General features: G+C 62.9%; 26 protein-coding genes and 1 pseudogene. 19 read left to right on the top strand and 8 right to left on the bottom strand.

What is annotated here, in order from left to right; all coding sequences use genetic code 11:
• Nucleotides 1–11: 11 nt before the first annotated feature.
• The 3 genes from AB1555_06380 to AB1555_06370 are packed head-to-tail and all read right to left on the bottom strand — an operon-like array spanning nt 12 to nt 1,962.
• Nucleotides 12–542 carry a DNA polymerase ligase N-terminal domain-containing protein gene (locus tag AB1555_06380; GenBank protein ID MEW6246322.1) on the bottom strand — a complete coding sequence of 177 codons (531 nt, stop codon included), beginning with the start codon at nt 540–542 and terminating at the stop codon, nt 12–14.
• Between the two features lie 9 nt (nt 543–551).
• A complete protein-coding gene (locus tag AB1555_06375; GenBank protein ID MEW6246321.1) occupies nt 552–1,034 on the bottom strand; it encodes an adenosine-specific kinase in 483 nt (160 codons plus the stop codon).
• A gap of 19 nt (nt 1,035–1,053) precedes the next feature.
• Nucleotides 1,054–1,962 carry a universal stress protein gene (locus AB1555_06370; protein MEW6246320.1) on the bottom strand — a complete coding sequence of 303 codons (909 nt, stop codon included), beginning with the start codon at nt 1,960–1,962 and terminating at the stop codon, nt 1,054–1,056.
• 40 nt (nt 1,963–2,002) lie between these two features.
• Here AB1555_06370 and AB1555_06365 point away from each other — a divergent pair, with 40 nt between their 5' ends.
• Nucleotides 2,003–2,212, top strand: a complete 210-nt coding sequence (locus tag AB1555_06365; protein ID MEW6246319.1) for a hypothetical protein — start codon at nt 2,003–2,005, stop codon at nt 2,210–2,212.
• Nucleotides 2,213–2,913: 701 nt separating this feature from the next.
• Here AB1555_06365 and AB1555_06360 read toward each other — a convergent pair.
• The 5 genes from AB1555_06360 to AB1555_06340 all read right to left on the bottom strand — a co-directional run bounded on the left by AB1555_06360 (nt 2,914) and on the right by AB1555_06340 (nt 5,216).
• Complete coding sequence (locus tag AB1555_06360; protein MEW6246318.1) at nt 2,914–3,168, bottom strand: universal stress protein; 255 nt, start codon at nt 3,166–3,168, stop codon at nt 2,914–2,916.
• 37 nt (nt 3,169–3,205) lie between these two features.
• Nucleotides 3,206–4,318: an RNA 3'-terminal phosphate cyclase gene (gene rtcA / locus AB1555_06355; protein ID MEW6246317.1), complete on the bottom strand. Its 1,113-nt coding sequence runs from the start codon at nt 4,316–4,318 to the stop codon at nt 3,206–3,208.
• Nucleotides 4,305–4,448 (bottom strand): hypothetical protein, encoded by a 144-nt coding sequence (locus AB1555_06350; GenBank protein ID MEW6246316.1) that lies wholly within the window; start codon nt 4,446–4,448, stop codon nt 4,305–4,307. Before AB1555_06350 ends, rtcA begins: the two co-directional genes overlap by 14 nt.
• 275 nt (nt 4,449–4,723) lie before the next feature.
• Nucleotides 4,724–4,945, bottom strand: a complete 222-nt coding sequence (locus AB1555_06345; protein MEW6246315.1) for a hypothetical protein — start codon at nt 4,943–4,945, stop codon at nt 4,724–4,726.
• 121 nt (nt 4,946–5,066) lie between these two features.
• Entirely contained in the window at nt 5,067–5,216 is a 150-nt protein-coding gene (locus AB1555_06340; GenBank protein MEW6246314.1) for a hypothetical protein, read from the bottom strand.
• 326 nt (nt 5,217–5,542) lie between these two features.
• On the opposite strand from AB1555_06340, the gene acsA reads away from it, so the two are divergent.
• The 18 genes and pseudogenes from acsA to AB1555_06250 all read left to right on the top strand — a co-directional run bounded on the left by acsA (nt 5,543) and on the right by AB1555_06250 (nt 18,523).
• Nucleotides 5,543–7,303, top strand: a complete 1,761-nt coding sequence (gene acsA, locus AB1555_06335; protein ID MEW6246313.1) for an acetate--CoA ligase — start codon at nt 5,543–5,545, stop codon at nt 7,301–7,303.
• 199 nt (nt 7,304–7,502) lie between these two features.
• Entirely contained in the window at nt 7,503–8,456 is a 954-nt protein-coding gene (gene pdhA / locus AB1555_06330) for a pyruvate dehydrogenase (acetyl-transferring) E1 component subunit alpha (protein MEW6246312.1), read from the top strand.
• 131 nt (nt 8,457–8,587) lie between these two features.
• Entirely contained in the window at nt 8,588–9,565 is a 978-nt protein-coding gene (locus AB1555_06325) for an alpha-ketoacid dehydrogenase subunit beta (GenBank protein MEW6246311.1), read from the top strand.
• A gap of 121 nt (nt 9,566–9,686) precedes the next feature.
• On the top strand, nt 9,687–10,838 hold the full coding sequence (locus tag AB1555_06320) for a dihydrolipoamide acetyltransferase family protein (GenBank protein ID MEW6246310.1): 1,152 nt from the start codon (nt 9,687–9,689) through the stop codon (nt 10,836–10,838).
• Nucleotides 10,835–11,089: an acyl carrier protein gene (locus AB1555_06315; protein ID MEW6246309.1), complete on the top strand. Its 255-nt coding sequence runs from the start codon at nt 10,835–10,837 to the stop codon at nt 11,087–11,089. Before AB1555_06320 ends, AB1555_06315 begins: the two co-directional genes overlap by 4 nt.
• A 1-nt stretch (nt 11,090) precedes the next feature.
• Complete coding sequence (locus AB1555_06310; protein MEW6246308.1) at nt 11,091–11,768, top strand: nucleotidyltransferase domain-containing protein; 678 nt, start codon at nt 11,091–11,093, stop codon at nt 11,766–11,768.
• Between the two features lie 205 nt (nt 11,769–11,973).
• A complete protein-coding gene (locus tag AB1555_06305; protein MEW6246307.1) occupies nt 11,974–12,204 on the top strand; it encodes a hypothetical protein in 231 nt (76 codons plus the stop codon).
• 54 nt (nt 12,205–12,258) lie between these two features.
• Nucleotides 12,259–12,732, top strand: a complete 474-nt coding sequence (locus tag AB1555_06300; protein MEW6246306.1) for an Hsp20/alpha crystallin family protein — start codon at nt 12,259–12,261, stop codon at nt 12,730–12,732.
• Between the two features lie 126 nt (nt 12,733–12,858).
• A complete protein-coding gene (locus tag AB1555_06295; protein ID MEW6246305.1) occupies nt 12,859–13,056 on the top strand; it encodes a hypothetical protein in 198 nt (65 codons plus the stop codon).
• Nucleotides 13,025–13,714, top strand: a complete 690-nt coding sequence (locus AB1555_06290; protein MEW6246304.1) for a phosphoribosyltransferase — start codon at nt 13,025–13,027, stop codon at nt 13,712–13,714. Before AB1555_06295 ends, AB1555_06290 begins: the two co-directional genes overlap by 32 nt.
• A gap of 171 nt (nt 13,715–13,885) precedes the next feature.
• Nucleotides 13,886–14,386: a BCAM0308 family protein gene (locus tag AB1555_06285; GenBank protein MEW6246303.1), complete on the top strand. Its 501-nt coding sequence runs from the start codon at nt 13,886–13,888 to the stop codon at nt 14,384–14,386.
• A 78-nt stretch (nt 14,387–14,464) separates the two neighbouring features.
• Nucleotides 14,465–14,932, top strand: a complete 468-nt coding sequence (locus tag AB1555_06280) for a CBS domain-containing protein (GenBank protein ID MEW6246302.1) — start codon at nt 14,465–14,467, stop codon at nt 14,930–14,932.
• Nucleotides 14,933–15,056: 124 nt separating this feature from the next.
• Nucleotides 15,057–16,784 (top strand): DUF5752 family protein, encoded by a 1,728-nt coding sequence (locus AB1555_06275; protein MEW6246301.1) that lies wholly within the window; start codon nt 15,057–15,059, stop codon nt 16,782–16,784.
• Between the two features lie 22 nt (nt 16,785–16,806).
• Entirely contained in the window at nt 16,807–17,250 is a 444-nt protein-coding gene (locus tag AB1555_06270; protein MEW6246300.1) for a cupredoxin domain-containing protein, read from the top strand.
• 133 nt (nt 17,251–17,383) lie between these two features.
• Nucleotides 17,384–17,569, top strand: a pseudogene (locus AB1555_06265) (universal stress protein).
• 24 nt (nt 17,570–17,593) lie between these two features.
• Nucleotides 17,594–17,959 carry a cytochrome c gene (locus AB1555_06260; GenBank protein MEW6246299.1) on the top strand — a complete coding sequence of 122 codons (366 nt, stop codon included), beginning with the start codon at nt 17,594–17,596 and terminating at the stop codon, nt 17,957–17,959.
• Nucleotides 17,946–18,404, top strand: a complete 459-nt coding sequence (locus AB1555_06255) for a glutaredoxin (GenBank protein ID MEW6246298.1) — start codon at nt 17,946–17,948, stop codon at nt 18,402–18,404. Before AB1555_06260 ends, AB1555_06255 begins: the two co-directional genes overlap by 14 nt.
• A complete protein-coding gene (locus AB1555_06250; protein MEW6246297.1) occupies nt 18,383–18,523 on the top strand; it encodes a hypothetical protein in 141 nt (46 codons plus the stop codon). The genes AB1555_06255 and AB1555_06250 overlap by 22 nt, the downstream gene beginning before the upstream one ends.
• The last annotated feature ends 41 nt before the right edge of the window (nt 18,524–18,564 follow it).

Raw genomic sequence — 18,564 nt, 5'->3', positions numbered from 1 at the left:
CGCCGAGCCGATCACCCGCAACGGTAGGTCTTCAACGCACCGGCGGCAACCTCCCGCTCCAGATCTTCGATCGAGCGGCCGGACAGCACCGAGGTCGTCCATTCCTCGGTCACCTGGAAGCCGGGCCGAGCTTCTCCATCCCGCTGCTTCATGAGCAGCCATTGCCGCGGGCGCCCTTTCATCCTGACGAGCGAGAACCGCCCGCGCAGCCTGTGCCCGTGCAAGCTGATATCCAGCGTTCCCGCCTTCCACATGGCCTCGGCCGACTGCGCGCCCTTTCCTTGACCTGCCGGCTCGAACCATCCGGTGTCCCATACCAGCACCGGCCCGGCTCCATAACGTCCTTCTTCGATGACGCCCTCGAAGTCGGCGTAGGCCAGGTCATGATCTTCGACTTCCACCGCCAGTCGCTTGACCGCCGGATCGAGCGACGGTCCTTTCGGGATCGCCCAGGATTTGAGCGCGCCGCCGATTTCGAGGCGAAAATCATAATGCAGACGCGATGCGCGATGCTTCTGCACGTTGAAGATCGGCCGTCTCATCACTCGCAACTACAGCTTATACCCGAACCGCCGGAGCAACGCTTTTCGTGCGACGATATCGGCTTCCTGTTCGATCCCTTTCGGCTTCATGCCGTCCACCACACCGAGAATGCCCCGTCCCTGCGGGGTCTCTGCGAGGATGACCTCCACCGGATTCGCCGTCGCGCAATAGATGTGACAGACCTCCGGCACCTGACGGATCACCGGGAGGACGTTGATGGGATAGCAATTTCGCAGCAGGATCAGAAAGCTGTGTCCCGCCCCCACTGCCTGAGCATTGGTCTTCGCCAACTCGATCAACTCCTGATCCGTCCCGCTCCACCGAACAAGACACGACCCTGACGATTCGCAAAACGCGAGGCCGAATGCGATACCGGGCACCGCGGTGACGAGCGCTTCGTGCAGGTCTTCGACGGTCTTGATGAAATGGGCCTGTCCCAGAATCAGATTGACCGCCTCCGGCTTTTGAACGGCGACTGAAATGAGAGCCACCGCCATCGCGCTTCCCTCCTCAGCGTGACGACTGCGTCGTGTGATCGGACGGTTTGACGACGAGAACCGGGCAAGGGGCCGATTGCGCCACGGCCGTGGAAACGCTGCCCATCGCGATGGCGGTCATGCCCGTCAGCCCGCGGGAGCCGACGACCAGCAGATCATACCGGCCTCGCTTGGCTTCCCTGGGGATCGCTTCCGCAGGATGGCCGGAGACCAGGCGTGTCTTGACGATCGCACCGGCCCTCTGCATGATCTCCGCCGTTTCCTCGATCGCTCGGCGCGCCGTTGCGCGCCGGTTTTGGATGATCTCGGTGCGGACTTTTCGTGACTCGGCCGCAGCCAACCCCTGCCTCGCCGAGTCGCCGTGATCGAACGGCCGTACCGCGCTGAGCACCGTGACCTGTTTGACATCCGGCAATCCCGCCACCAACCCGGCCGCCTCCTTCGCGCCGGGAGATCCGTCGGTCGCCAACAGAAGCTTGAACCTCTTGCCAGGCTCGACTTTGGCGGGAACCAGCAGCACCGAACACGGGGCATAGTGCAGAAGTCGCTGGGACACGCTGCCCAGCATGAAACCCTTGGCCGCCAATAATCCGCGCGTGCCGGCCACAACCAGACTAGGCTGTGTATCGCGCACGCACTTCAGCAGTTCATAAATCGGCAGCCCTTCCCGGACGACGGCCGCGACGGGTTGGTACGATGTCTCCAAGAATCTCATGCCTTTTTCAAGGAACGCCTCTGCCGACGCCAGACGATGCTTCCTGAGAAGATCCTGGCCGTAGCTTCCGACCGCCTCAGGAACGTCAAACGGCTCAAGGACATGAACCAGGGTCAGCCGAGTCCCGGACGCATGGGGAAACACGTTCATCCAGCGAATGATCGTTTCGGCATAGCGGGATTCATCCAGAGCGACCAGAATATGCATGCCTCTGCCCCTTCTCCCTTTAAGCCGACGATTAAGCATCATGCATGCCAACTCATTCCCGGTCGCGCAGGAACTGGAAGCCGCGCTCGGCACCGTGCTGATCGCCCGGCAACGCGACTTGCCTGCGGGCCGTCCGTTTTTCCTCTCGGAGCGAACTGCGCTGTTGGTCCTAAAACGCCACAGATGCAGAAAGGCGACTGTGGCAACAGGCCCCTTGATCAACGGGCAACCGTCCTTACCTTATAATTGAGCGGAGGCCTCGGTGAGAGGAACACTCCGAAGCATGAGATCGAGCGCAGAGGCGGTGCGCAGGCCCGGCAGGCCGGGAAGCCTAAACCCTCTCCAAGATCTCCACCATGTGACCCAGCTCTCTGGACCCGCCTCCGCTCCGTCTGGTCTCCCAGCCTGAGTCGTCCTGATGAGATTGTCTCCCCGGACGAGCGTATCCTCCAGCTTCGCTCTTGTGTGTGTTACAACGGGCGAGGGCTACAATCCCTACAATCCAGTAGGTCACACGAAGATCGCAGCAGCAGGTGTATGGTAAGCGCGGTCGAAGACATTTCGAAGTGGGGAAGAAAAGGGATGGTTCGAGCGAACAAGTGAAACAAAAAGGCTCACTCTTGTGGGAGCACCGGGTCCGTCGACTGGCCGGAATCCGATCCGGTAACCCTCCTGCGCCCGATCGGCTGGTTACCCCGCGCCTCCATCTTCTAAGGGCTCGGTTTTACGGCCGTGCCTAACGGCACCGGGAGTGGATAGCGCGTACCCTGGACCTTGATCCCGCTACTGGCCCGGAAGCGATGCTCTTTTGCACGTTGGCTGCACAAGAGCGAGTCACCAGACCACCTTGGTTGCCGGCCATGTCAAGCTCCCGCCACCTCCTTCCATTCTAAAGATAATCACGCTCGACGCCGAATCAACCGAGCGATCTCGTGTGTCAGGTTGCCGGGTCTATCGGACGATCGGCACCGAACAGGCGGAATACACCAGGACCTTCTGCGACACGCTCCCCAGCAAGAAACGCTTGATGGCCTTCATTCCGCGCGAGCCGACGACGACCATCTGCACCTCGTGACCGACAACGACCCGCCGCAGGGCTCGCCGATTCCGAACGACACGGAATCCGTATCGATGAACTGCGTCCGGCCGCGCAAGCTGCCGGTGAGGTGATACAGCATCATTCTCCTCATGGCGGTCTCGAAACATAGACGTGCGCGGGCGGCGCACGGTTCGGAGCTATCAGCTATTCGCTACGCTCCGCCGGTTGTTGATCGCTGCGAAGCCCCGTGAACCCGACTCCGGACACGCACACGAGACGCCCGTCGATCTTCACCCTCGCGCCGAGAAATTGTTCGACCAACCACGCGCCGGTCGCCAGGTGGTCCGTTATAACCGGCGCCAAGAGCCGACTCTCTCCCTCCGCCAGCGCCGCAAACGGCACCACTTGATCCGCGGCGAACCGGTCAAGCGCGGCTCCTGTTTTCAAATCCTCCAGAAGCTGCGTCGCCGCGTGTCTTCCGATCGACTCGGCGGTCCGTCTGAGGGCCCCGGCTCGATCCGCCCCCAGACAGACCCCGCCTTCCTCGTCGGCAAAGAGGGCGAGCGCCGCTCCCGGTTGGAGCGCCGTGGTGTCGTCCCGCTCTTCAATCTCCGCGTCATACCCGGCGCGCGCCAACACCTGCTTGGCCGCCCCGGCCATCCGCCGGCTGACCTTCCGCTCAACCAAATGCGAGGCGAGCGCGATCCCCCACATTCGCCTCACGGCGCCGGCATGTTCCAGCGTCAGGCTCCGAAGAGGCGTCCGCGGCGGCGTGACGGTCAGGCGCAGAACGCCCTCTCCTCTCGGCACATAGCCCGGCCGCTCCATCATCACCTCGACCTTCAGCCCCATCTTCTTCAGCAGCGGCGCTACGACGTATTGAAGGTGGAAGACCGAGGGGGCAAAATCCTGGAACAGCCCGCCCCGCAACTCGACCGACACCGTCGAGGAAGCAAACGCCAACACCGGTATGAGAGCCAGGCCCAGCATTGTGGTCGAGCCGGCTGTCCCGATATCCCACACATACCGCGGCTGCGCCTTCAGCGGCCCCGGACGGAACCACAGTTCTTGCGACCCCGCCGTCAGGCCTTCGGCTGTCCCGCCGACCAACTCCCGGATCGCCTCCACGACGCGGATGTGCTGCGGCCGGAGACCGGGGTTGGGCCGGCGGACGCGTGCGTTGACGATGTGAATGGGCCGCCCGGTGAGCGCCGCAAAGGCCACCGCCTGGCGGACAATCGTGCCGCTGCCGGAATAGCGGGAACCATCGATTTGGATCATGGCCTGAGCCTGGCTGGTCTGCTCAACGTCTTTCATCCGTGGGTCTGGCGCCATGCAGCCGGGTGGCTTGCTTCTTGATTTGTTGCTGGACGTTCTTGACCTTGAGTTTGGCGAACTTCCTCGCCTGCCTCTTGGGCATGTTCTTGAAGCCGCCTTTCGGTTTCATACCTCCTCCCGGTAGGGGGAAGTGCCAGGCCTGCACACCAATCCATCTGGATAATTAAGCAATCAACGGGCCCGGCCTTGCCAGACAGGATGAATGCATAGAAATGCCGTGAATTGACAGACGCGAAGAGAGGGCCTAGCCGCCCTCTTCAGGGGTCTTTGTCGCGTTCCTCCACAGTCGGAACCCGATCACTGTTGCGGAACGCCTCTCGCAAGCGAGGTTCGGGGGAGTGACGGTTCGGTAGGCCAGGAACCGGATGGGCTGAGGCGCTGACGTTAGTTCAACTGGCCGGCGCTGCCGGCAAACAGCTTCTCGGCCTCATCCCGCGCCGCTCGTTGTCGGCGGTGGGCCAGAATTACCGGATCGATCCACTCGCCGCAGATCACGCACCGCAGTCCGGACGTCAGCGGGTCGCCGGTGGACTCCTGAACCATCAGCCCGCCGCACCTCCGGCATTGATCGAGATCGACTGTCGTGTTTGCCATTGCTTTGACCATCTTGCTTCGTCCGTTTCACAGTCCATGTTGTCGAATGCTCAATTACCCCATCGAGCCGAGAGGGCCGGGATCGCCCGCCTTTCACTCACCCGGAACCCCCTTCGGCTTATAGGGATCTTTCTTAAGCGGCTCGGTTCACCGCCGTCCGCTTCTCTCCGGCAACCTGCTTGGCCTCGACTCTGTCGTTGACCAAGAGGCTCCACACCATCGTGACAACCGTGGCGAAGAGGCCGGCGACCGCCAAGAATCCGTCGATCATCGAACTCGTCATATGGATTCACCTCCGATCACGTCGCAGGTCGCCTTCGAAAGGCCCTGCGTACGATTCGCTCGTTAGAGTCGGCGGCGGGCGAAAGGATTCGAACGGTCGGCGGCTGAGAGTTGCTTTCAAGACAGCTACTCGCTACTGGCTATCTTTTCTAGGCGCGAATGTCCACGTGCGCCGGCCTCTCGGTGATGAATAATGCCACAGAGCGAACAGGGGCCCTTTGAAGCGGTCGGTCCAAGACCGTCGGAATCTCAACGGCTTCGTCGTATCGACGACGACCGCCTGATGGCCTACAGCTTGCAGAACTTGCGCGTGGGATAAGAATCTCCATGGCCTGGCAACCGATCATCAAGTCTCGTCGTGACTGGGAGGTCGTGCCTCATCTCCATGACTACCACGCGGTCCGGTCGGCTTTTTCCTGGGAGCAAGCCCGGCGTGAACTGGACGGCCTTCCGGACAATCGGGGCCTGAACATCGCGCACGAAGCGGTGACCCGCCACGCCGGCGGCCCTCGGGCCGACCATCTGGCCTTGCGCTGGCTCGGCAAGAACGGCGCGATGAAGGACTATTCGTATCGTCTGCTCGACGAGCTGACGAATCGTTTTGCCAACGCCCTTCGGCGCCTGGGTGTCGGGAAAGGCGACCGTGTCTTTGTGCTGGCCGGACGCATTCCGGAACTGTATATCGCCGCGCTCGGCGCTCTGAAGAATCGGAGCGTCTTCTGTCCGCTGTTTTCGGCCTTCGGACCGGAGCCCATCCGCGCGCGGATGACGATCGGGCAGGCCAAGGTACTGATTACGACCGAGACCTTGTACCAGCGCAAGGTAGCCGGCATCCGCGCCTCGCTCCCCGATCTCGAACATGTGCTGCTGATCGGCGACGACGGGTCCCCGACCGGTGTTCCGGGCACAGAGGACTATCGCCGGCTGCTCGAGCAAGCCGGCCCGGAGTTCACTGTCGGCCCGACCGATCCCGAAGACATGGCCCTCCTGCATTTCACCAGCGGGACCACGGGCACCCCCAAAGGCGCGGTCCACGTCCATCAGGCGGTCGTCGCCCATCACATCACCGGGAAGTATGCCTTGGACCTGCATAAGCACGACATCTTCTGGTGCACGGCCGATCCGGGTTGGGTCACCGGCACATCCTACGGCATCATTGCGCCGCTGACGAACGGTGTGACGAGCATCGTCGACGAGGGCGATTTTGACGCGGAACGCTGGTATCGTCTGCTTCAGGATCAACGGGTCTCCGTCTGGTATACCGCGCCCACCGCGATCCGCATGATGATGAAGGCCGGCGTCGATCTCATCCGCAAGTACAACCTCACTTCTCTCCGCTTTCTCGCCAGCGTCGGCGAACCCCTCAACGCAGAGGCGGTCGTCTGGGGACAACAGGCGTTCGGGCGGCCGTTCCACGACAACTGGTGGCAGACCGAGACGGGCGGCATCATGATCGCCAACTTCGCGGCGATGGACATCAGGCCGGGGTCGATGGGTCGTCCCCTGCCCGGCATCGAGGCCGCGATCGTCAGCCGGACCGACAGCGGCGAAGTCGAGGTGATCGACGAACCCGGCGTGCAAGGGGAGCTCGCGCTGCGACCGGGTTGGCCCTCCATGTTCCGATCGTACTGGCACGAACCCGAGCGTTATAAAAAATGCTTCGCCGGCGGCTGGTATCTCACCGGCGACCTGGCGAAGCGGGACAAGGACGGCTACTTCTGGTTCGTGGGGCGCGCGGACGATGTGATCAAGACCTCCGGGCACCTGATCGGCCCGTTCGAGGTCGAGAGTGTCCTGATCGAGCACAAGGCCGTAGCGGAGGCCGGCGTCATCGGGAAACCGGATCCGGTCGCGATGGAAGTGGTCAAGGCGTTCGTCTCGTTGAAGGACGGATATGAGCCGAGCGAGGCGCTCCGTCGCGAGCTGCTGGGGTTCACTCGCGCGCGGCTCGGCGCAATCGTCGCTCCGAAGGAAATCGAGTTCCTGCCGAGCCTACCGAAAACGCGCAGCGGGAAGATCATGCGCCGGTTGCTGAAAGCGAGAGAGTTGGGACTGCCGGAGGGAGACACATCGACGCTCGAAAGCTGAGCGTGAAACGCTCAGCGCGGGACTCGCGAGAAACGCGCGAATGGCGAGATGCGCATAATCCGAGTTATTGGATTCGTCGTTTCGCGCGAGTCGCGCAAGTCTCGCTCGTCTCGCGAACGCATCGTCAGGCCGCGCATCGGAGCAATTAGACGTGACACTCGATCCTGGCCGTCTGCATGGACTCGAACTGCTCCGCCAGATGCTGCGCATCCGGCGGTTCGAGGAAAAGTCGGCGGAATTGTACAGTCTCGGGAAGATCCGCGGGTTTCTCCATCTGTACATCGGCGAGGAAGCGGTGGCCGCCGGAGCCCTGCCGGCATTCACAGCGGAAGACGCCGTCGTGGCGACGTATCGCGAGCACGGACATGCGCTGGTGCGCGGCACGCCGATGGGCCCCCTGATGGCGGAGCTGTACGGCAAAGCCAACGGCTGCGCGCGCGGCCGCGGCGGTTCCATGCATTTTTTTGACGCCTCCCGGCGGTTTTACGGCGGCCTTGCGATCGTCGGCGGCGGGCTCCCCATCGCGGTCGGGCTCGCCCTTGCGCAGAAGCTCTCCACCCCGTCTCCCTCCCTGGACGAAGGGGAACGCCAAGGAAGGGTCACCGCCTGCTTTTTCGGCGACGGCGCCGTCGCCGAAGGCGAGTTCCACGAGTCGCTCAATCTCGCGGCGCTCTGGAAGTTGCCGGTGCTGTTCCTCTGCGAAAACAACTTCTACGCCATGGGCACCGCCCTGGCCCGGCACCAGTCCCAAACCGACATCGCGTTCAAGGCTCACGCCTATGCCGTTCCGTCAGCGGTTGTGGACGGCATGGACGTGCTGGCCGTTGGAGAGGCCACGCGGCAAGCCGTGAACTCGGTTCGTCAAGGCTCCGGTCCTTATCTTCTCGAATACCGCACCTACCGCTTCCGCGCCCATTCGATGTACGATGCCGAGCTGTACCGCACCAAAGAGGAAGTCGCGAAGTGGAAGCAGCGGGATCCGATCACCACGTTCGAAACACGGCTGCGTGAACTGGGATGGCTCACCGATGCCGATCTTCAGGAGATGGAGGATACCATCGCCGCCGAGATTGAAGACGCAGTCGCCTTCGCCGAAGCGGGTCCTTGGGAACCGGTCGAGGACCTGGAGAAGGATGTGTACACGCGGACGTAAAGGCGAGAGCGGCGAGACGGGCGGGAAAGCGCGACAGGAGAAACATCTCTTCCAGGATTTCTCGCGAGCCGCGCCTGTCTCGCAAGTCCCGCTGCGAGGCTGCTGATCGCCGATGGCTCCATGGCTATTCCATGACGAAGATCACCTATCGAGAAGCCGTCCGCGCCGGCCTGCGTGAGGCCTTGCAGAGCGACCCGCGGGTCCTCTTGATGGGGGAGGACATCGGACGCTACGGAGGGACTTACGCCTGCAGCAAAGGCCTGCTCGAGGAGTTCGGCCCTGAGCGCATCCGCGACACGCCGCTGTCGGAGAACACGTTCGTCGGCGCTGGCATCGGCGCGGCGCTCGGCGGGATGAAACCGATCGTAGAAGTCATGACGGTCAATTTCAGCCTGTTGGCCTTGGATCAGATCGTCAACAACGCGGCGACGATCCGTCACATGTCGGGCGGCCAGTTCAACATTCCGCTCGTCGTGCGCATGGCGACCGGAGCCGGACGCCAGGTGGCCGCCCAACATTCGCACAGCTTCGAAGGCTGGTATGCGCACATCCCCGGCATCAAGGTTCTGACCCCGGCCACCGTGACGGACGCGAAAGGCATGTTGTTGAGCGCGTTAAAGGAACCTGACCCGGTCTTCATCTTCGAACACGCCTACCTGTACCCGATGGAAGGAGAGCTGGACGAGCAAGCCTTCCCGGTCGATATTTCCAAGGCGGCGGTGCGACGACCCGGACGGGACGTGTCGATCATCACGTTCGGGGGGTCGTTGTGGAAGGCTCTGGAAGCCGCCGACCGCCTGGCGACCGAGGGCATCGACGCCGAAGTCATCGACCTCCGCGTGTTGCGCCCGCTCGATGCGGCGACGATCCTGACATCGGTCCGAAAAACGCATCGCGCCGTGGTGGTCGACGAAGCCTGGCGGACGGGCAGTTTCGCGGCGGAAATCAGCGCGCAGATCATGGAAGGCGCCTTCTACGATCTCGACGGACCGGTGGCGCGCGTCTGCAGCGCCGAGGTGCCGATCCCCTATCCCAAGCACCTGGAGGACGCGGCGCTGCCGCAGCCGGACACGATCGTTCGGGCGGTCCGCGAGTTATTGGCCCGGTGAGATCATTTGAACGTCAGTGGGCAGTTGAGGACATATTGTTAACCGTTACTCGTTAATCGGCAGGATGCGTCCTGCTTCACGTTTCACGCTTCACGGGGTTATAGATTTGGCTGAATTCCTCATGCCGTCGCTGGGCGCCGACATGAGCGCCGGTACGCTCATCGAATGGCGCAAGAAGGTCGGCGACCGGGTGACCAAGGGCGAAATCATCGCCGAGGTCGATACCGACAAGGCCGCCATCGAAATCGAAGCCTTCACGACCGGCATCATCGAACAACTGCTCGTCCAGCCGGGCGCCAAGGTTCCCGTAGGCACAGTGATGGCGATCATTCGGGAGGAAGGGACGGCGCGAGGCGAGCGGCCGATGGCACGGGGCAAAGAGGGTGCCGAAGCGGCCCAGGCTCCTCCGGCTACCGAACCGGTCCGCCTCCGGATCTCCCCCGCGGCCAAGCAACTCGCGGCCGACCTCGGCATCGACCCGTCTACCGTGCAGGGAACCGGCCCTGGAGGCGCGATCGGCCGCGACGACATTCTGCGGGTCGCGGAGGCGCAGGGCACAAGGATCGAGGCTGGAGAGACAGCGCCGCAAGCCGGCGAAGCCGGCGATCGCCAAGCCCGCATGCGGCAGGCCATCGCGGCTGCGATGACCCGCTCGAAGCGGGAGATCCCTCATTACTACTTGAGCACGACGATCGACATGGGCCGGGCTCTGACGTGGTTAAGAGAAGAGAATCTCAAACGGCCGGTCACGGACCGGCTCCTGTACGGTGTGCTCCTTCTCAAGGCCGTGGCGCTGGCCCTCCGCCACGTCCCGGAGCTCAATGCCGTCTGGAAGGGGAGCACAGCCGTTCAAAGCCAGGACATCCATGTCGGCGTCGCGATCGCCTTGAGGCAAGGCGGTCTCGTGGCGCCGGCCCTTCATCACACCGACCGGCAGAGCCTGAGCGAGCTGATGCGGAACTTCCAAGACCTCGTCAAACGCGCCCGTGCCGGGACGTTGCGGGGGTCGGAGCTGTCCGATCCCACGATCACGGTGACCAGCCTCGGGGAGCAGGGCGTCGAGACCGTCTTCGGGGTCATTTACCCGCCGCAGGTCGCGCTGGTCGGCTTCGGGAAAGTCGTCGAACGGCCCTGGATTGTGAACAGCCAAGTCGTGGCGAGGCCGGTCGTCACCGCCACCCTCTCCGCCGACCATCGCGTGACGGACGGCCATCGCGGCGGGCTGTTCCTCGCCGCGGTCGACCGGCTGTTGCAGGAGCCCGATCACCTATGAGCGCCGCATTGACCGCCGAAGAAGTCAAAAGCGCCGTCCTCCGCGTTCTCGGCGACATTGCGCCGGAGGCCGACCTGACGTCGCTGAACCCGGACGCGAGCTTTCGCGATCAGTTGGACCTCGACTCGATGGATTTTTTGAACTTCGTGATCGCGCTGCACAAAGAACTCAATGTTGAGATTCCGGAAGCGGACTATCCCAAGTACGCGTCGTTGAACGGGTGCATTGAGCAACTGACGGCCCGGAGTTGAGATGGCAACGGAAAGAGCGGGCGCCGACCGGACGATTCTCAAAGTCCTCGTCGGATCCCAGGCCCACGGGCTGGCCGCGCCGGGCAGCGATGCCGACTATCGGAGCGTGTTCGTGATGCCGACCGCGGAGATGTTCCGCCTGGGATTCAAGTACCAGGGCGCGCGCATGAGGAAGGAGGAGGCCGACGAAACGGCCTGGGAGGTGGGCCAGTTCCTGCTCCTCGGCACGCAATGCCATCCGCTGATCCTCGAGACCTTCGTGGCTCCGGTCGTGGCGATGGATGACTGGGGGACGGAACTCCGGCGGCTCTTTCCCCACGTCTGGTCTCCGCAGGCCGCCTACGACGCGTTTACCGGTTACTGCGAGAATCAACGCAAGAAGATGCTGGACAAAAAGGACGAGCGGCCGGAGAAATACGCCGCCGCCTACCTCCGTGTCTTGTTCAACCTCTGCGAACTGCTGGAGCGGGAGACGTTCAGCGTGCGCATCGCCGAAACCCCGATCGGCGAAACCATCCGGAAGATCAAAGCGGGCAACTACCGCGTCGGAGAGGTCATTGACCTGGGCGAGTACTGGACCCAGGAGGCTCGGCGCCGGCTGGCGCACTGTACACACCGATCCGATCTGAGCCTCGTCGACGAGTTCCTGGTTCGGCTGCGGAAAGCCTTTCTGACTTAGCGCCTGAGGTAATAGGCAACAGCGGTAGTCCCGTCGCTGGCCCGAAACGCCACAATAGGTCTTCGTCCCGCTGATCGGTTTCCCGTCAGATCTCCATAAGTGCCCGTTGCCGTGAGAGTCTTGTCCGCTGTCCGGGCCATCGGGCACTGGCACTGCGGATGCACTGTCTGCCGCTTGAGGAGGCCGACAAGCGAAGGGGGGCACAATGTCCACAGAGTTCTCATCCGCCGGCCAGGTCATGGAGGTCATCATTCGTTCGCCAGGGAGTCTGTTGGAAGATGTGGTGCTTCAGTGTCCGGGTCTCACCTGGAACCAGGTGTTTCTCGAGCTGGACCGTTTGAGTCGCAACGGACAAGTGCAATTGCGCCTGAAGAGCCCCGGGGTCTACGTTGTGAGTCCCGCCGTAGCGCACACGAAGAGGATCGGGCATGACTGACTTTGCCGAGTATTAACCCAATAACCTTTCGTCATTCAGCAAGGAGGGTGCTCTATGAACGCCATTACACGTTGGGAACCGTTTAAGACGCGCTGGGATCCGTTCAAGGAGTTGGAAGAAATGGAGAAACGCCTGGCGACGTTCTTCGGCCGGGTGCCGGTGCGATCCGAGGGCGAGAAGGAAGCCATGACGGTGGCGGAATGGTCGCCGCTCGTGGACATCACGGAGGACGAGAAGGAGTACGTGATCAAAGCGGAGCTTCCGGAAGTGAAAAAAGAGGACGTGAAGTTGACCATTCAAGACAACGTCCTGTCGATCTCGGGAGAACGCAAGTACGAAAAGGAAGAAAAGGGCAAGAAGTATCATCGGGTGGAGCGGGCCTACGGGAGCTTCATGCGGAGCTTTACCCTGCCGGAGGACGCCGACGGATCCAAAGTCAGCGCCGAGTACAAGGACGGCGTGCTGAAGGTGCATTTGCCCAAGTCCGAGAAGGCGAAGCCCAAGGCCATCGAGGTGAAGGTCGCCTGAGAGCCGGGCCAACGAACGGACGGAAACTGAGAAAGCCGGTTGGTCGCAGACGCTCTCCGCTTCGCGCCAAATGCGATAAAGCGATAACGAGCGAGCGGCTCAGCAAGCTCGGAGAGGAGAATCGCCATGTCACGTCGCCCGCACTACCTGGAGTTACCCTGGTCGATGCATCGGGACCATACCCGGGAGCCGTTCAGTCCGACCCGTCGCCTGTGGTGGCTGATCGCGGCGCTGGCGTTTCTGGCGATCTTCCTGATCGGCGTCACCAGCAGCCTGATAGAGGACGCCGTCTATGGAGATCAGGATCGACACCATGTTCCATGATCGCGAAGAAGCCGGTCGTCTCCTGGCGGCCCGGCTCACGTCGTACCGAGACGACCCCACAGCCCTGATTCTCGCTCTGCCTCGGGGCGGAGTGGCGGTCGGCTACCAGATGAGCCTCGCGCTCCGCCTCCCCCTGGACGTCTTCATCACCAGGAAAATCGGGGCACCGGACAATCCCGAGTTCGCCCTCGGCGCGATCAGCGAGACCGGCTCGTTGTATCTCAACCGGGAGGCGGTCGCGCTGTCCGCGCTCAAGCAGGAGGAGCTGGAGAAGCTGATCCGGGCGCAGCAGGAAGAGATCGCCAGACGGCAGGCGCTCTACCGGCAAGGACGGAAACAGCCGACGCTCACCGATCGGACGGTGTTGCTCGTGGACGACGGCATTGCGACCGGCGCGACGTTCTTCGCCTCGCTGGATGCGATACGAGACCTGAAACCGCGCCGGTTGATCGCAGCCGTTCCGGTCGGGCCGCGCGAGACGCTCCAGGAAGTCAGACGATTGGTCGACGAGTTGGTCGTCTTGCAGGCGCCGGAGCCGTTTTTCGCGGTCGGAAGCCATTATGCCGACTTCGCCCAAGTCGACGATGCGGACGTCATTCGATACCTGGACTTGGCGGAAGAGGCACTGCGCACACACCGGCAGGGGCCGCCTCCGTGAACGAAACCCGGCTCAATGTCGGAAGGTAGCTGGTCGCGAGCAGCGAACAGCCAATAGCTCTGAGCCATTGGTTATGGCCTCTCGGACGAGCTGTTCGCCACGTACTGTTGGCTATCGGCTATTCGCTGTTTGCTGTCGGCAACTATTTTCAAAACGGGAAAGGACAATTTTATGTCGCCGAAGACCAAGACCCCCGCGGGACTGGGAGTGCGGCGCGATCGGACCGTCCAGGAATACCAGCACGACACATATAAGTTGCCGGGCAAGCTCAAGGAACCTACCGTGTGTCCCGAGTGCGGCGCGGTGTTCCACAGGGGCCGGTGGACATGGGTCCCGCGACCTGTAGGAGCGCACGAGGCCCTGTGCCCGGCCTGCCATCGCATTCGCGACAAGTACCCGAAGGGGCTGCTCACCGTCGCCGGTCCGTTTCTGGCCGACCATCGGGAGGAGATCCTCGGAGTCGTCCACAACACCGAGGCGAAGGAAAAGGCCGAGCATCCCCTCTCGCGCATCATGGCGATCGAACAGCAGAACGATACGCTGGTCGTCTCGACCACCGACACCCACCTGCCGCGGCGCATCGGGGAGATGCTGCACCATGCCTATCAAGGCGAGTTCTGGGTCCATTACGATGAAGGCGAGCAGTTCGTTCGCGTGAAGTGGGAACGATGACGCCGGCGCAAGGAAGAGAACCGAAAAGCCGGATGGTTGCGGGCGAGCGGCTCGGCAAGCTCGGAGAGGAGGCATGCCATGAAAGTTCAAGACATCATGACTCGCGACGTGCAGTGCTGCGGCCCCAATACGAATCTGGCCGAGGCCGCCAAGATGATGTGGGACAGCGATTGCGGCATCTTGCCGGTTCTCAATGTCGAAGGGAAGGTCCTTGGGGTCATCACCGACCGTGACATTTGCATGGCCGTGGCGACCAGAAACAAACCGGCCTCCGACATCACGGTGTGGGAGACGGTCTCCGGAAAGGCGTTCACCTGCCGCGCCACCGACGATGTCCATACCGCGCTCGATCTCATGAAACGGGAGAAAGTCCGCCGGCTGCCGGTGGTCGATGAGGACGGTGTCCTCCAGGGTATGCTGGCGATGAATGATCTGGTGTTGAATGCGGAGGAAACGAAGGGCAAGAAGGTGCCCGAGCTGTCCTACGAGGACGTGATGCGGACCCTGCGAGCCATCAGCGCGCACCGGGTGCTGGTGGGAATCTGATGAAATGAGGAATTCGAAATGAGGAATGAGGAATTGGAATGAGGAATGCTCACATGTCGGAAGGGCCGGCTCTTCAACATTTCTCATTTCGCATTCCACATTCCACATTCACCCCTTGGGTGCCATGTATCGCCGCGTGATGGCTTTCGACTTCGACGGGACGCTCGCCATAGACGGGGTCGTCCCTCCCGAGTTGGTGACGGCGCTCGAACGCTGCCGCGCCATGGGGCATGCGCTGTTCTTGGTCACCGGCCGGCGCTTCGAGACGGTTGCGTTGGGCCGTTTCGGCGAGTTGTTCATGGGCATCGTCTGGGAGAACGGCGCGGTGCTGACTCACACCGGCAGCGGCGAAACGTATCTGCCGTTCGGTCAACTGGATGCGAACCTTGTGAAGGCCTTGGAGGAGCGCGGCATTCCGTTTGAGCGGGGATTGGCCATCGCCGCCACCTGGACGCCGCACGATCAGACGCTCTGGCAGGTGGCCGGCGCCTACGGCGGCAGCGCCTCCATCGAATACAACAAGGGCGCCGTCATGGTCTTGCCGCCCGGCGCCACCAAAGGGTCCGGGCTGGAACGTCTGCTCGCGCTGTGCGGCTTTTCGCCCCGCAACCTGGCGGCTTTCGGCGACGCGGAAAACGACCTGTCCATGCTGACCCTGGCCGAAGTCGCGGTCGCCGTCGCGGACGCGGTTCCCGCGGTGCGGGAACTGGCGGATGTGGTCGCCGAGGCGCCGGGCCCTCAAGGCGTGCGGGAAATCCTGGATCGCTATCCGCTGGCCGGCCAGTTCCTGGACATTCCGCTCAAGCGGGAACGCCCGATCCTGCTCGGCCAGACCGAGGCCGGATCAACCGTGACCCTTCCGGCCTCCCGTCTGGCCGGACGGAATCTCGGGGTGTTCGGCGACTCAGGAACCGGGAAGTCCTGGATGGTCGGCCTGATCGCCGAGGGCTTGCACCATGAGGAGTACCAGGTCCTGCTGATCGATCCCGAGGGCGACTTCCGCGGGCTGCGGGTCTTGCCGCGCTTCGTATCCGTGAGCGGGGACCGCGCCAGTCTGCCGCCTCCCTCGGCCGTCGTCTCGTTGCTTGACGAGGGCGGGGTCTCCCTGACGTTGGATCTCAGCCAGTATCCGGTCCCCTTGCGAAGCGGCTACGTCACCGAGTTGCTCCGCGCGCTCCGCCCGGTCCGCGAGCGACGGTACCGCCCGCATTGGATCGTGTTGGACGAAGCGCAACAATTCGCCTTCAGCGGCGGCGAGGTGACTGCGGCCGTCCTCCCGCTGCTGGCGGCCGGAGGGTGGGCCTTCGTCTCCTACAGGCCGGATCGTCTCAGCGCCCCTGTGCTGGAGGCCTTACACCACTGCCTGTTCACCCGCGTGTCGGACCCGGAGGCGGCCCACGGCCTCCGCAAGCATTGCCGCATCTGCGGGCTGACGGAGACCCGCCTCGACGAGATTCCGATGGGGCACGCGCTCCTGTGCGGCGGCCAGATGGTCCGGATGCGTCCCGCGATCCGGCGGGTCCCCCATATCCGCCACCTCTACAAGTATCTGGATACGCCGCTGCCCGCGGGCAAGCGCTTCTGGTTCCGGGACGAACAGGGAGCGATCGGCCAAGAAGCCGCCAGTCTCTATGAACTTCTGCAGCTCATCCCGAGCCTTCCGATCGGCAGCCTGGAGTACCATGACCGCCGGCAGGATTTCGTCCGCTGGGCGGAAGGGACGCTCGGAGACGGCACGCTGGCCGCGCGACTGCGAAAAGTGGCCAATCGCCAATACCGGGGCGAGGAATTGCGGCAGGCGCTCCTTCGCGTCGTGGCGTCGCACTATGAGGAACTGACCGCTCTGCGTTGAACGGAGAGACCGGGAGGACACGATGGCAGGTCGAATGAGTCCCTGGCTTCGCGGCACCGTTTCAATTGCGCTCATGATGCTCGCCTCCGGAGTCGGATTCGCCGGCGACCAGCCGGAGCGCCGCACCGCCCAAGAGCAACGCATCGATCTGACGATTCGCAATTATGAGTTTCTCCTGACCCAGCCGGCGCCGGTCCGTCACGGCATCCCCACGGTGATCATCCTTCGCAATCAGGATATCGTCCGGCACGGGTTTACGGCGCCGGTGCTCGCGCAACTGGCGCTGCACGTGGAGGGCGAAGGCATCGCCGCATACGGGAGAGGGATGGAAGGGGTCTACGTGGATCCGGGGAAGACCCTGGTGATCCGCTTCACGCCCGATCGCGCCGGCAACTATTCGTTCCGCTGCGATCTGCATCCGGGGATGAAGGGTGAACTGTATCTCCTCGAAATTCCGGCGGCATAGCGCAGCTCTTGGCTACTCGCTATTCGCTATTCGCTGTCGGCTATCAGCCATTCGCTGTCGGCTACCAGCTATCAGCTATTAGCTATCAGCTAAAAAGCCGGAGCCGGGTGACGACGTCGAGGAAGAAAGGACATCCATTATGGTCAGCACGCAGATTCTGAACGGAGACCCGGCCGGCATGCTCGCCGAACACGGCAATGCGTGCGATCTGCTGATCGTCGGGTCTCACGGGCGAACGGGGGCCGACCGTTTCCTCTTGGGAAGCGTCTCGCACTCCGCCACCCACCGTTCGATCCGTTCCGTCCTCGTCGTGCGTTAACCGAAAGCAAGGAGGCTCTCCGCCATGCATGTCGCACGTGTCGTCGTCGCCGCCGTCTTGGCCGTGATCTTCTGCAGTTCCTGGGTGACCGCGCAAGGACTGCGGGGCAACCCTCGGAACGGGGAGGGAATTTACGCGCAACATTGTCTTCGCTGTCACGGCAAGAATCTGGATGGGACCGGACCGGAAGGACGCTACCTGATCGTCCCCCCGGCAAACCTGCAGTCCATTCGGTCTCGGTCGAAAACCGACTGGGAGGTGTTGATCACCATCTCGCACGGCGTGTTGTTCACTCCGATGCACGGGTTTCGCGAGCGCTTGACGGACGAACAGATCCGCGACGTGCTGTCCTACATCAGGATGATGGCGCCGTTCGATGCGACCGGTTAGCGGGAGCCCGACGGTCGGACGGCGGGGCATCGTTCTCCGAGCCCGGTTCATCCTCGGGCCGTGTCTGATCTGCTTCGTCTTCCTCGTCGGGGCACCGGTCAGTCGGGCCGAGTCGCCGGCCGACATTGAAGTCTTCACCCGCGCAGGCTGCCCCCATTGCGCCGCGGCAAAACGATTCCTGAATGAGCTCCAACGGGAGCGGCCCTCTCTCCGCATCGCCGTTCAAGACATCGGACAGGATCCGAAGGCTCTGGCGAGACTCAAGGACCTGGCCGCTCGATTCGACGTGCGCACGCTCGGCGTGCCGGCGTTCTATCTGCGGGGCCGATTGATCATCGGCTTCGTCGACGGTCGGACGACGGGCGCCAGGCTGAAGGCCCTGGAGGGCTTTACAATCTGGCCTATATCCTCGACGATAGTCTCATGGTGGCGATCGCCGTCATGACGTTGGGACGCCGAAAGCTCCAGGAACAGGAAGGGCGCTGGTTGAAGCTCGTGAGCGGGGCCGTCATGCTCGGGCTGGGGGTCATCCTCATCTTGAAGCCGGAGTGGCTCGCGAATTAACCCGCGTAAACCTCCGCGTCGCGCGACTCGCGCGAGGAGCG

The organism is Nitrospirota bacterium (genome assembly GCA_040755395.1).
Taxonomy (GTDB): domain Bacteria; phylum Nitrospirota; class Nitrospiria; order Nitrospirales; family Nitrospiraceae; genus DATLZU01.
The sequence above is the reverse complement of the archived record's forward strand: the minus strand, read 5'-3'. Positions and strand labels throughout refer to the sequence as shown.